Here is a 12,403-nt window from a genome sequence, read left to right on the forward strand (position 1 = left end):
TTCAGGATGAGCGCGCATGAAGATCCGCTTTCCCCTTGGGCGTTTTCTGGCGGTGGCGGTTGTCTCCATCGCTGGCGCGGCCTTGCCCGGCGGCGTCCGGGCGGCTGACGCCGATTATCCGGTGCTGTCGCAACCGGCCATCGTCTCGCCAAAGGCGGCGGGCGCGGCCATGCTGGGGCTGGCGCGCGCCGGTCAACGGCTGGTCGCGGTGGGCGAGCGCGGCATCATCCTGCTGTCCGACGACCAGGGCGGGCGTTGGCGGCAGGCCCGCGTTCCGGTCAGCGTCAGCCTGACCGCCGTCCGTTTCGTCACGGAACGGACGGGTTGGGCCGTCGGCCATTTCGGCGTGGTGTTGCGCAGCGACGACGGCGGCGAAAGCTGGGTCAAGCAGTTGGACGGCGTCGCGGCGGCGCGGTTGGCCGAACAGGCCGCCTCGCAGATGGCGCAACAGGGGCTGCCTGAGGCGGAGCGGTTGCGGGAGTCCTCCCTGCACCTGGTCGAGGAGGGGCCGGACAAGCCCTTCCTCGACCTCTTTTTCGCCAACGAGCGCGACGGCTTCGTCATCGGCGCCTACAACCTGATATTCCGCACCCGCGACGGCGGCCAGAGTTGGACGCCCTGGATGAGCCGTTTGGAGAACCCGAAAGGGTTGCATCTTTACGGCGTCGCGCAGGGCGGCGGCGGCGAACTTTACATCGTTGGGGAGCAGGGCTTGCTGCTGCGCTCCACCGATGGGGGGGAGCGGTTCGCGGCGCTTCCCTCCCCCTACAAGGGAAGCTGGTTCGGCGTGCTGTCGACGGGGGAGGGGAGCGTTCTGGCCTATGGCCTGCGCGGCAGCCTCTACCGCTCCACCGACCGGGGCGAAAGCTGGCGGGCCATCGACACTGGGGTCGCCAGCGGTCTCGGCGCCGGGCTGGCGCTGGGCGACGGAACGCTGGTGCTGGCGAGCCAGACCGGCGATCTGCTGACCAGCCGAGACGGCGGCGCCAGCTTCCAGCCCGCCGCCGGGCGGAAGCTGCCCGTGACCGCGCTGGCCGAACGCGCGGACGGGCGTTTGGCCGTCGCGAGTTTGCGCGGGGTGTTGTCGCTTGACCCGCCAGCCTCCCTGGATTCCCCCCTCAACGCCCCGGCGAAAGGAGCCGTCCGATGAAAGCGGATGACGTGATGGACCATCAGCCGGTGGTCGCCCGGCTGGAGGATTTTGATCCGGCGTCGGGCGACCGTCTGGAACGCGCGCTGTTCAACCACCGCCCGCTGGTCGTTCTGTTGTGTCTGCTCGCCACGCTGTTGCTGTCGGTGGCGGCGGTGCGTCTTGGTCTGAACGCCAGTTTCGAGAAGACGATTCCCGCCCGCCATCCTTTCATCGTCGCCTATCTTGAACACCGCGCCGATCTGGGGGGCTTGGGCAACGCCGTGCGCATCGCGGTGGAAACCACGGGCGAGAGCATCTTCGACGCGGGCTATCAGGACACGCTGCGGCGGATCAACGACGAGGTGTATCTGCTGCCCGGCGTGGATCGTCCCTTCATGAAGTCGCTGTGGACCCCGACCACCCGCTGGACCGCCGTGACCGAGGATGGCGTCGATGGCGGCACCGTGGTGCCGGAGGGGTATGACGGCTCGCCGCAAAGCCTGGACGCCCTGCGCGCCAACGTCGAACGGTCGGGCGAGGTCGGGCAGTTGGTCGCCATCAATTTCCGCTCCAGCGTGCTGTTCGTCCCGTTGCTCGACGCCGATCCGCAGACCGGCAAGCCGCTGGACTACCGTCGGCTTTCCGACAGCCTGGAGGACATCCGCCAGCGTTATCAGAGCGACCGGATCCGCATCCACGTCACCGGCTTCGCCAAGGTGGTCGGCGATCTGATCGAGGGGCTGGAGCAGGTGATGCTGTTCTTCCTGCTGGCGGTGGTCATCGCTGGCGGGGTTGTGTTCGGCTACACCCGCTGCGTCCGCAGCACGCTGCTGGTCGTCGCCTGTTCGCTGGTGGCGGTGGTGTGGCAGTTCGGGCTGCTGGCGCTGACGGGCTATGAGTTGGATCCTTATTCGATTCTGGTGCCCTTCCTGGTCTTCGCCATCGGCATGAGCCACGGCGCGCAGAAGATGAACGGCATCATGCAGGACATCGGGCGCGGCACGCACAAGGTGGTGGCGGCGCGCTACACCTTCCGCCGCCTGTTCCTGGCCGGGTTGACGGCGCTGCTGTGCGACGCCGTCGGCTTCGCCGTGCTCATCATCATCCCCATCCAGGCGATTCAGGATCTGGCGGTGATCGCCAGCATCGGCGTCGCCGTGTTGATCTTCACCAACCTGATCCTGCTGCCGATCCTGCTGTCCTACCTCGGCGTCAGCCCGCGCGCCGCCGCGCTCAGCCTGAAGAAGGACGAGCAGGACGGGCCGGAGCGTCATTGGCTGTGGCGGACGCTGGATCTGTTCACCCGGCGCGGTTGGGCGGCGGCGGCCATCGTCGTTTCGGCGGGGCTGGCGGTCGGCGGTTACGCGGTCAGCCTGGATTTGAAGGTCGGCGACCTCGACCCCGGCGCGCCGGAACTGCGGGCCGACTCCCGCTACAACCGCGACAGCGCCTTCATGGTCGCCAACTACGCGGCGAGTTCGGACATTTTCGTTGTGATGGTCGAAACGCCGACCGACCGTTGCACCAGCTACGCCACCTTGTCGGCGGTGGACCGGCTGGCCTGGTCGCTGGAGCAGTTGCCCGGCGTGGAGGCGACCCACTCGATGGCCGGTCTTAGCAAGCTGGCCGGGGTTGGCTACAACGAGGGGAACGTCAAATGGTATGAGCTGATCGCCAACGACAGCGCGCTCGGTTCCGTGCAGAATCACGCCCCGCGCGAGCTGTTCAACAAGGGCTGTTCGCTCCTGTCCCTCTACGTTTATCTCCAGGACCACAAGGCCGACACGCTGGCCCGCGTCGTCGCGGCGGTGGAGGGCTTCGCCGCTCAAAACAACGGCCCGAACCTGCGCTTCGTGCTGGCCGCCGGGAACGCCGGGATCGAGGCCGCGACCAACATCGTCGTGCACAAGGCGATGCGCGAGATGCTGCTGTGGGTTTATGGCGCGGTGGTCGTCCTGTGCTGGATCACCTTCCGCTCCTGGCGGGCGGTGCTGGTGGCGGTGCTGCCGCTGATGCTGACCTCGATCCTGTGCGAAGCCTTGATGGTCTGGCTGGGCATGGGGGTGAAGGTGGCGACCTTGCCGGTCATCGCGCTGGGCGTCGGCATCGGCGTGGATTACGCGCTGTATGTGCTGAGCGTTATGCTGGCCCATCTGCGCCAGGGGGCGAGCCTGTCGGAGGCCTATTACCGGGCGCTGCTGTTCACCGGGCGGGTGGTGATGCTGACCGGCGTCACGCTGGCCGTCGCGGTGGCGACCTGGGTGTGGTCGCCGATCAAGTTCCAGGCTGACATGGGCATTCTGCTGGCCTTCATGTTCCTGTGGAACATGCTGGGCGCGCTGGTTCTGCTGCCCGCGCTGGCCTGCTTCCTGCTGCCCAAGGCGTCCCGCCCGGCGGGCGCGGCGACGCCCGCGCCGGTGTTGGCGGCGCTGTGAGGCGGGCGCGGGGCGTGGGGCGGGGGGCTTCACTCCCCCCCGTCGCGCGCCCCGTACAGGCCAAGCTTGCGCAGCCGGTATTCCAGCGTCGGACGAGTCAGCCCCAGCGCGCGGGCGGTCGCCGCGACGTTGCCCTTGTGGCGTTGGAGGGCGGCGGCGAACAGGCGGCCTTCCAATTCGGTCAGGGACGATCCGCTGTCCACCAGCGCGTCCACCGGGTCGCCGCCGCGTCGTTCCGCGTCTTCGGCGGGCGGTTGGTCGCTGGACGGGCGGTCGTCGGCGGGCGGCGGCCCGCTGGACAGGCGGCCATCGGCCAGCAGGGTGAAGGCGGATTGCGGCATCGTCTCGCCGTCGCGGAACATGTGGATGATGTCGATCAAGCCATCGTCGGGCGCGTGGACGACGCCGCGTTCGATCAGGTTCTGCATCTCGCGGATGTTGCCGGGGTAGCGGTAGTTCAACAGCGCCTCGGTCGCCCGCCGGGTGAAGCCGCGCGGCGAGCGGCCATGCTCGCGGCTGTAAAAGGCCAGGAAATGGTCCATCAGCAAGGGGATGTCGTCGCGCCGTTCGCGCAAGGGCGGCAACGTCACTGGAAAGACGTTGAGGCGGAAGAACAGATCCTCGCGGAACCGTCCGGCCTTCACCTCGTCGCGCAGATCGACGTTGGTGGCGGCGACGACGCGGACGTCCACCGGAATGTTGCGGGCGCCGCCCACCCGTTCCAACTCGCGCTGTTGCAGGACGCGCAGCAGCTTGCCTTGGGCGACCAGAGTGAGGGAGGCGATTTCGTCAAGAAACAACGTGCCGCCGCTGGCCCGCTCGAACCGGCCGGGGCGGGAGGCGACAGCCCCGGTGAAGGCCCCCTTGTCCACGCCGAACAGTTCGGATTCCACCAGCGTGTCGGGAATCGCCGCGCAGTTGACGGCGATGAAGGGACCGTCGCGGCGCGGGCTGAGATCGTGGAGCGAGCGGGCGAACAGTTCTTTGCCGACGCCGGATTCGCCGACGAACAGCACCGTCGCCCGCGTCGTCGCCACCCGTTCCAGAAGATGGCGGGCGGCGATGAAGCTGGCGGACAGGCCGATCACCGGCCCATGGCCCGGCGTGGCGGTTGTGGCTGGGGCGGTTGGGGATGGCGCGCCCGCCGTCTCGGCGGATGGACGCGGGGGTGGGGCGCTCCACGCCACGCCCAGCGCGGCGAGGTCGGACGCCTCGTCGCCCCAGGCCTCGGCGGATTTCGCCACGCAGCGGCACTGCGCGGCGCCCATGCCCCGGCATTCGATTTCCCGAAACAGCACGGTCTTGCCAAGCAGACGGCTGGTGTAGCCGGTGGCGTAGCCCGTCTGCATCCAACAGACCGGATCGGAGGCGACGCCATAGGCGGCCAGATGCTCGCTCGCCTCGGCGGAATCATGCCACAGGAACTCGCCCAGATAATGGCCGCGCTCCTTGTCGAATTCAAAGCGGCGGGTCGTGACCTTCACGAAGCCTTCCAGCATGTGCATGCGCGGGCCGGTGGCGAAGGCGCTGGCGAGATCCTCGTTCGGCCAACGTTGCCGCACCAGATCGGCGTCGCGCGCGCCTTGCGCGTAGCCGATGCGGGTGAAGAGCGCGCGGGCGCGCTCGATCCCCAGCGCGTCGATCAACTCGCGCCGCAGATGGCCCACGCTGGCCAGATCGATCAACAACATCCGCCGGTCGTTCAGCCAGATGCGCCCGTCGCCCAGGGTGAAGAACAGGCATTCCGCCAGATCCTGCAAGGTTGGGCTGGCGGTTTTCGGCAGATCGTCGCTGCTGCCCCGCTGCATCACCTTGCCGGATTGGCGCGACGCCTCGGCCAGCGAGATGCGGTCGCCTGTGTCGGTCATGCCTGCTCCTCCCCTTTCCGCGATCATACCGCTGCATGCCGGTCTTGCGCGTCGGATTTTCTGGCGCTGTTCATGATGATGATAAAAGCTAATTGATTAACAAACAAACTGTTATATAAAATACCAAATGTGAGCGTTGCGGATCGTTGCCATGGCGGACGAACTCCTTTGATTCGTTTGGGTCTTTCCCGTTTTCCCTTCCTCTTGACGATGAGTTGCCGAGCATGACCAACCCGTCCGCGAACGCTTCAAACCTGTCTCTCGCGCTGGACCGAATCCTGGACGGCGTTGTCGCCGCCGGGCGGATCGCCGGTGGAACCGTTCTGGTCGCCCAGGATGGCGAGACGCTCTACCGCCGCGCCTTCGGCCACGCCGACCAGGAAAACGGCGCGCTGATGACCGACACCCTTCCGGTCCGCTTCGCCTCGCTCACCAAGCCGCTGGTCTCGGCGGCGGCGTTGGCGCTGGTGGAGCGGGGCGTGTTGGCGCTCGACGGGCCGGTCGCCGATTGGCTGCCCGCTTTCCAGCCCGCCCTTCCCGATGGCCGCCGCCCGGTCATCCGTCTGCGCCATCTGCTGAGCCACACCGCCGGGTTGGGCTATCGCTTTCTGCAACCGCCCGATGGGCCGTATCACCAAGCCGACGTGTCCGACGGGTTGGAAACGACGGGGCTGTCGTTGGACGACAATCTGGCGCGCGTCGCGTCCGCCCCGCTGCTGTTCGAGCCGGGGGCCGGTTGGTGCTATTCGGTGGCGACCGACGTGTTGGGGGCGGTGATCGCGCGGGCTGACGGCGGCGATCTGGCGGCGTCGGTGGCCCGGTGGGTGACGGGGCCGCTGGGCATGACGAACACCCGGTTCGGCGCCGACGACCCGACGCGGCTGGCCCCCGCCTACATCGACGGCGACGCGGGCGCGCGGCGGATGGAGGAACCGGACAGCGTGATGTTCGGGCCGTCCCGCCTGATCTACCGCCCGTCGCGGGCCTTCTCGCAGACGCTGTTTCCGTCGGGCGGCAGCGGCATGACGGGAACCGCGCCTGACTATCTGACCTTCCTGGAAGCGATCCGCACCGGCGGCGGGGCCGTGCTGTCGCCGGAATCCTGCGCGCTGATGACCGGATCGGCCACCGGGGATATCCCGGTTTTCATCCCCGGCCCCGGTTGGGGCTTTGGCCTTGGCTTTGGCGTGCTGACCGACCCTGCGACGGCGGGCAGCCCCTGTTCGCCGGGAAGCTGGGGCTGGTTTGGCGTCTTCGGTTCGCATTTCTGGGTCGATCCCGTTCGTCGGACCAGCGTCGTCGTCGTCACCAACACGGCGGTGTCCGGCATGATTGGTCCCTTCGCCGACGCGGTGCGCGACGCGGTGATCGGCGGCTGAACCCTGGCATGGGGGGACAGCCCCCATGCTGTCCCCTCAACGCTTTTGGATTTCAACCATCATGACGTCCCCCACCTCCGCATTGGCCGAATCCGCCGTCGCCATTGTCCAGGAAGTTGATCGGCGAATCGGCGGCGTCGGTCTTGAGTTGGCGGGCGTCACCGCCAACCTGCAAGACGTGTCCGCTGTGGTCCTGCGCCAGGGCGAACAGTTCCGCACCCTGCGCGGCGCCGTGGACGCCATGACCGGCGCCAACGCCGACATCGACCGCAACGCTGACCGGGCCAGCGCGCTCGCCGCCGCCGCCGCGACCGAGGCGGGCGACTCCCACGCGGCGGTGGCCAGCGCGGTGCGGGAAATCACCGGGCTGATCGACGGGGTCGCCCGGATGGAACGGCAGTTGGCGCTGGTCAACAGCTCGCTGACGCAAGTCGCGGCGGTGTCGCGGGCGATCCAGGCCATCGCCAAGCAAACCAACCTGTTGGCGTTGAACGCCACCATCGAGGCGGCGCGGGCGGGGGAGGCGGGGCGCGGCTTCGCCGTGGTGGCGACGGAGGTCAAGGAGCTGGCCCGGCAAACCCAGACGGCGACGGTGCAAATCGGCGAAACCGTGCAGGCGTTGACCAGCCAAGTCGTTGGGTTGATCCGTGACAGCGCCACGGCGACCGCCAGCGCCACCCAGGCCCGCGCAGGCACCGGCCTGATCGAGACGGTGGTCGGGCGGATGGAGGGGATCTTCGCCCAGGTCCACGCCGCCACCCGCGACATCGCCGACAGCGTGCGGGGCAATCTCGAACGCTGCGGCGCGGTGGAGCGGGAATTGGACGATCTGGAACCGGCGGTGGCCGGGTCGGCGCGTCATCTGGAATTGGCCAACCAACGGTTGGGCGCGTTGTTGGAAACCAGCGAGGCGTTGATCGACTATGTCGGGACCAGCCCGATTCCAACCGACGAAACCCCGTTCCTGCGCGCCACCGCCGACGCGGCGGCCCAGGTGTCCGCCTTGTTCGAGGCGGCGGTCCAGCGGGGCGACATCAGCCTTCCGGCGCTGTTCGACGAGGATTATCAGCCCATTCCCGGCAGTGACCCGCAACAGTTCCTCTCCCGCTTCACCAACCTGACCGACCGGCTGCTGCCGCCGGTGCAGGAGCCGCTGCTGGATCTCAGCCCGCGCGTCGCCTTCGCCACCCTCTGCGACCGCAACGGCTATCTGCCGACTCACAACCGGGCCTACAATCAGCCGCAAGGCGCCGATCCGGTGTGGAACATGGCGCATTGCCGGGGGCGGCGTCTGTATCAGTTCCGCGCCGCCTTGAAGGCCGCCCGCTCGTCGCGCCTGTCGATCCACACCATGCAGCGCGACATGGGTGGGGGGCAGCGGGTGCTCATCAAGATCATGAACGCCCCGGTTTTCGTGCAAGGGCGCCAGTGGGGGGCTTTCAGCATGGCCGTTCTGCCCGATCCGGGGCGCTGATCGCCGCGCGCTCTCTCCAAAATGTATACAGCGTCCGGCTTTGATCTGAATCATCATCCGCGCGCCATGGCCGAACACTCTGCAAAATCAGCGATATAAAGACGTTCTGATACGGATTCATGCGCAAACTGTGATTTTGCATCACAATCAGTCTTGGAATCCAGATCGGGAAAATGTATACATTGCTCAACGGCGACGATCCGAGATGCGCCGAATCCCAAGCCCCATGAACGCCAGCCCCAAGGGAGGGAGCGTTGACCGACACCGCCAGGGACTCCACGCCGAATTTCCCAATGAACGCGTGGTACGCCGCCGCTTATGACGTCGAACTGCGGCGCGAATTGCTGCCGCGCACCATCTGCGGCAAAAAGCTGGTTCTGTACCGCCGGGCCGACGACGCCATCGTCGCGCTGGAAGACGCTTGCTGGCACCGTCTGCTGCCGCTGTCCAAAGGGCGGCTGGAGGGCGACAACCTCGTTTGCGGCTATCACGGGTTGGTGTTCAACCCCGAAGGCCGCTGCGTCGGCATGCCGTCGCAGGAAACCATCAACCCGTCGGCCTGCGTCCGGCGCTATCCGGTGGTGGAGCGTCACCGCTTCGCCTGGGTGTGGATGGGCGATCCGGCGCTGGCCGATCCGGCGACGATCCCGGACATGCATTGGAACCATGATCCCGCATGGGCCGGGGATGGCCGTCTCATCCAGGTGAAATGCGATTACCGGCTGGTGCTCGACAACCTGATGGATCTGACGCACGAAGCCTTCGTGCATGCGTCGAGCATCGGCAACCGCGCGGTGGCCGAGGCCCCGTTCGAGGTGACGCACAACGACCAATTCGTCACGGTCACGCGTTGGATGCGCGACATCGAGCCGCCGCCCTTCTGGGCCAAGCAGCTTGGCAAGCCCGGCAACGTGGACCGTTGGCAGATCATCCGGTTTGAGGGACCTTGCACGATCACCATCGACGTCGGCGTCGCCCCGACTGGGACCGGCGCGCCGGAGGGCGACCGTTCGCAAGGGGTGAACGGCTTTGTCCTGAACACCATCACGCCGGAAACCGACAAGACCTGTCACTATTTCTGGGCCTTCTGCCGCAACTACAAGTTGGGCGAACAGAAACTGACGGCGGAGCTGCGCGACGGCGTCACCCGCATCTTCGGCGAGGATGAGGTGATCCTGGAGGCCCAGCAGCAGGCCATCGACGACCACCCCGAGCGGGCCTTTTACAACCTGAACATCGACGCTGGGGCGATGTGGTCGCGCCGCCTGATCGACCGTATGATTCGCGCTGAACAAGCGTCAGCGCCGTCGCCGATCCGGCAGGCGGCGGAATGATCCGTCGGTGAAGGCCAGAGGGAACCGCCATGGATGAGCAACCCCGCGCGTCGCAGACCGTTCGCACGCTCCTGCAACTGCGGGAGCTGATCCTGAACGGCGAACTCAGCCCGGGCGAACGGGTGTCGGAGCTGGGCATCGTCGAGCGGCTGGGCGTGTCGCGCACGCCCGTCCGCGTCGCGCTGGTCCGGCTGGAGGAGGAGGGGCTGGTTGATTGCCTGCCCACCGGCGGCTTCGTCGTCCGCGCCTTCAGCGAGGCCGACATCGCCGACGCCATCCAACTGCGCGGCGTGCTGGAAGGCATGGCGGCGCAGCGGGCCGCCGAACGCCGCCTGAGCCGGGATGAATTGCGCGGCCTGCGCGACGTCGTCGGCAGTCTGGACGCGCTGGTCCGCCAACGCGACCTGACCATCGACGATTTTTCCGACTACATCCGCCTGAACGACCAGTTCCATGGGCTGTTGCTGCAACTGGCCGACAGCCCGGTTCTGAAGCGGTCGATGGAGCGGGTGCTGTCGCTGCCCTTCGCCTCCCCCGGCGCCTTTGTGCGGGTGCAGGCCGAATTGCCGGAATCCCGCGAGATCCTGGTGATCGCGCAGGAGCATCACCGCGCCATTCTCGACGCCATCGAGAATGGGGAGGGCAGCCGCGCCGACCATCTGGCGCGCGAGCATTCCCGTCTGGCCCGCCGCAATCTGGACATCTCCGTGAAAAACCAGCGCCAGCTCGACCGGGTGCCGGGGGCCTCCCTGATCCGGTTGCGCAGCGCCTGACCAAACCCATTTCTGCGAGGAATCCCATGCGCTTCGCCATTGACTGGCAGGACGCCCGGCTGCGCGCGACGCGCGACCTGGCCGCCGACATCCGCCTGTTCGAGATTGAACCGGCCAACCCGGCCAAACCTCCGGCGCCGGGAAGCCACATCAGCGTGACCGTGACCATCGACGGGCAAACTGATGCCCGCTGCTATTCGCTGATCGGCGTCGCCGAGGATGGCGCGTACCGCATCGCGGTCAAGCGTTTGAAGGAAAGCCGGGGCGGCTCGGCCTACATGTGGAGTCTCGCCCCCGGCGCGCGGCTGCGGATCTCCGAACCGCAAAATTTGTTCGAGCTGACGCTGGGCCGTCCCGATTATCTGCTGATCGCCGGGGGCATCGGCGTCACGCCGATCCATGGCATGGCGATGACCCTGGCGGCGCGCGGCGCGAAACTGCGGATGCTTTACGCCTGCCGCCAGCGCGCGGAACTGGCCTTCGCCGACGAGTTGCGCGAGCGGCTGGGCGACCGGCTGGAAACCTATGTCGATGAGGAGGGGCAGCGGATGGATCTGGCCGCCGCCATCGACGGGCTGGACCCCGACGGCGAGCTGTATCTCTGCGGCCCCATCGGTTTGATGGAGGCGGCGCGCCGCCAATGGCGCCAGAGCGGTCGCCCGATGGAGCGGTTGCGCTTTGAATCCTTCGGCAACAGCGGACGTTTCGCGCCGGAAGCCTTCACCGTCCGCATCCCCCGCTTGGGCAAGACGATCACAGTGCCGGACAACCGCTCGATGCTCGACGCGCTGGAAGCGGCGGGGGTTGAGTTGCTGTCCGATTGCCGCCGGGGCGAATGCGGCCTGTGCGCGGTGGACATTCTGGCCGTGGAGGGCGAGGTCGATCACCGCGACGTGTTTTTCAGCGACGGGCAGAAGGCGGAAAATCACCGGCTGTGCGCCTGCGTGTCGCGCGTTGCCGGCGGCGGCGTCACCATCGACACCGCGCGCCGGGACTGACGCCGGGGAGGCGTTACGAGGCTGGGGTGAGCGCCTTGGTGAATTGGCCCAGATTGTGGCGCATCATGTCGATGTAGGTGGCGGCGGGGCCATCGGCGGCGGACAGCGCGTCGGAATAGACCCGACCGCCGATGCGGGCGCTGGTTTCCCGGGTGATCTGCTCCAGCAGGCGGGGGTCGGCGATGCTTTCCACGAAGACCGCCTTGACCTTTTCCTTCTTGATCTGACGGATCAGCGTGGCGATGTCGCCCGCCGACGCCTCGGCCTCGGTTGACAGCCCAACCGGGGCCAGGAAGGTCACGCCATAGGCCTTGGCGTAATAGCCGAAGGCGTCGTGCGAGGTGACGATCTTGCGCTCCTTGCGCGGAATTGGCGCCAGCGCCGTCTTGATCTCGGCCTCGACCGCGTCGAGTTTGGCGCGGAAGGCGGTGTGGTTGGCCCGCAGCGCGTCCGCCTTGGCCGGAGCGACGGCGACCAGGCCCTTCAGGATGTTGTCGGCGTAGATTTTGGCGTTGGCGACCGACTGCCAGGCGTGCGGGTCATGGGCGTGCGCGCCATGCCCGGCATGGTCCTTCGCGTCATGCTCCTTCGCGTCATGGCCCTTGGCGTCCGGCTCCTCTTCGCCAGCGATGGGGGGGACGCCCTTGCTGGTGACGGTGATCGGCCCCTTGTAGCCCGACGCCTTGACCAGACGGTCGATCCAACCCTCCATGCCCAGCCCATTGGCCACCACCAGATTGGCGGCGCCGAGAGCGCGCGCGTCGGCGGGGGTGGGTTCATAGACATGGGCGTCGCCGTCCGGGCCGACCAGCGTCGTCACCGCGACCTCGTCGCCGCCGATCTGGCGAACCAGGTCGCCGAGAATTGAAAAGGTCGCCACCACCTTGACCGGCTCGGCCAAGGCGGGAAGGGAAAGGCTGGGAAGGGCGAACAGGGTGAGGGCCGCCGCCAGCGTGGCGGCAAAGCTGCGTTTCATAGCGCGCGAACTCCATGGGTGAGGGGGCGTGGAT

Annotated in this window: 9 protein-coding genes; 7 read left to right on the plus strand and 2 right to left on the minus strand. The window is 67.5% G+C overall.

Annotation, left to right across the window (positions count from 1 at the left end; genetic code table 11):
* The first annotated feature begins 16 nt into the window (after positions 1-16).
* Together D3877_RS02595 and D3877_RS02600 are read left to right on the plus strand one after the other, a co-directional pair.
* A complete protein-coding gene (locus D3877_RS02595) occupies positions 17-1,150 on the plus strand; it encodes a WD40/YVTN/BNR-like repeat-containing protein (protein ID WP_119829200.1) in 1,134 nt (377 codons plus the stop codon).
* Positions 1,147-3,567 (plus strand): efflux RND transporter permease subunit, encoded by a 2,421-nt coding sequence (locus tag D3877_RS02600; RefSeq protein WP_119829201.1) that lies wholly within the window; start codon positions 1,147-1,149, stop codon positions 3,565-3,567. The genes D3877_RS02595 and D3877_RS02600 overlap by 4 nt, the downstream gene beginning before the upstream one ends.
* 29 nt (positions 3,568-3,596) lie before the next feature.
* On the opposite strand, the gene D3877_RS02605 is transcribed toward D3877_RS02600, so the two are convergent.
* Positions 3,597-5,435, minus strand: coding sequence for a sigma-54-dependent Fis family transcriptional regulator (locus D3877_RS02605; RefSeq protein WP_119829202.1), 1,839 nt, complete (start codon positions 5,433-5,435; stop codon positions 3,597-3,599).
* Between the two features lie 224 nt (positions 5,436-5,659).
* Here D3877_RS02605 and D3877_RS02610 point away from each other — a divergent pair, with 224 nt between their 5' ends.
* The 5 genes from D3877_RS02610 to D3877_RS02630 all read left to right on the plus strand — a co-directional run bounded on the left by D3877_RS02610 (position 5,660) and on the right by D3877_RS02630 (position 11,393).
* Positions 5,660-6,814, plus strand: a complete 1,155-nt coding sequence (locus D3877_RS02610) for a serine hydrolase domain-containing protein (RefSeq protein ID WP_119829203.1) — start codon at positions 5,660-5,662, stop codon at positions 6,812-6,814.
* A 61-nt stretch (positions 6,815-6,875) separates the two neighbouring features.
* Positions 6,876-8,288, plus strand: a complete 1,413-nt coding sequence (locus D3877_RS02615) for a methyl-accepting chemotaxis protein (protein WP_199720684.1) — start codon at positions 6,876-6,878, stop codon at positions 8,286-8,288.
* A 254-nt stretch (positions 8,289-8,542) separates the two neighbouring features.
* Positions 8,543-9,622, plus strand: a complete 1,080-nt coding sequence (locus D3877_RS02620; protein ID WP_238474698.1) for an aromatic ring-hydroxylating dioxygenase subunit alpha — start codon at positions 8,543-8,545, stop codon at positions 9,620-9,622.
* 29 nt (positions 9,623-9,651) lie between these two features.
* The gene (locus D3877_RS02625) at positions 9,652-10,395 is read left to right on the plus strand and encodes a GntR family transcriptional regulator (protein ID WP_119829206.1); all 744 of its coding nucleotides are present in this window, start codon (positions 9,652-9,654) and stop codon (positions 10,393-10,395) included.
* 26 nt (positions 10,396-10,421) lie between these two features.
* Entirely contained in the window at positions 10,422-11,393 is a 972-nt protein-coding gene (locus D3877_RS02630) for a PDR/VanB family oxidoreductase (protein WP_119829207.1), read from the plus strand.
* Between the two features lie 13 nt (positions 11,394-11,406).
* Here the strand turns inward: D3877_RS02630 and D3877_RS02635 are convergent, their stop codons facing one another.
* Positions 11,407-12,369: a metal ABC transporter substrate-binding protein gene (locus D3877_RS02635; protein ID WP_119829208.1), complete on the minus strand. Its 963-nt coding sequence runs from the start codon at positions 12,367-12,369 to the stop codon at positions 11,407-11,409.
* Between the last annotated feature and the right edge of the window lie 34 nt (positions 12,370-12,403).

Source organism: Azospirillum cavernae, assembly GCF_003590795.1.
Taxonomy (GTDB): Bacteria; Pseudomonadota; Alphaproteobacteria; order Azospirillales; family Azospirillaceae; genus Azospirillum; species Azospirillum cavernae.

What these genes read in the sequence shown, in the direction of transcription:
- D3877_RS02625 (WP_119829206.1), top strand. Translation starts at nt 9,652, where the DNA reads ATGGATGAGCAACCCCGCGCGTCGCAGACCGTTCGCACGCTCCTGCAA.
- D3877_RS02595 (WP_119829200.1), top strand. Translation starts at nt 17, where the DNA reads ATGAAGATCCGCTTTCCCCTTGGGCGTTTTCTGGCGGTGGCGGTTGTC.
- D3877_RS02605 (WP_119829202.1), bottom strand. Translation starts at nt 5,435, where the DNA reads ATGACCGACACAGGCGACCGCATCTCGCTGGCCGAGGCGTCGCGCCAA.
- D3877_RS02600 (WP_119829201.1), top strand. Translation starts at nt 1,147, where the DNA reads ATGAAAGCGGATGACGTGATGGACCATCAGCCGGTGGTCGCCCGGCTG.
- D3877_RS02615 (WP_199720684.1), top strand. Translation starts at nt 6,876, where the DNA reads ATGACGTCCCCCACCTCCGCATTGGCCGAATCCGCCGTCGCCATTGTC.
- D3877_RS02610 (WP_119829203.1), top strand. Translation starts at nt 5,660, where the DNA reads ATGACCAACCCGTCCGCGAACGCTTCAAACCTGTCTCTCGCGCTGGAC.
- D3877_RS02630 (WP_119829207.1), top strand. Translation starts at nt 10,422, where the DNA reads ATGCGCTTCGCCATTGACTGGCAGGACGCCCGGCTGCGCGCGACGCGC.
- D3877_RS02635 (WP_119829208.1), bottom strand. Translation starts at nt 12,369, where the DNA reads ATGAAACGCAGCTTTGCCGCCACGCTGGCGGCGGCCCTCACCCTGTTC.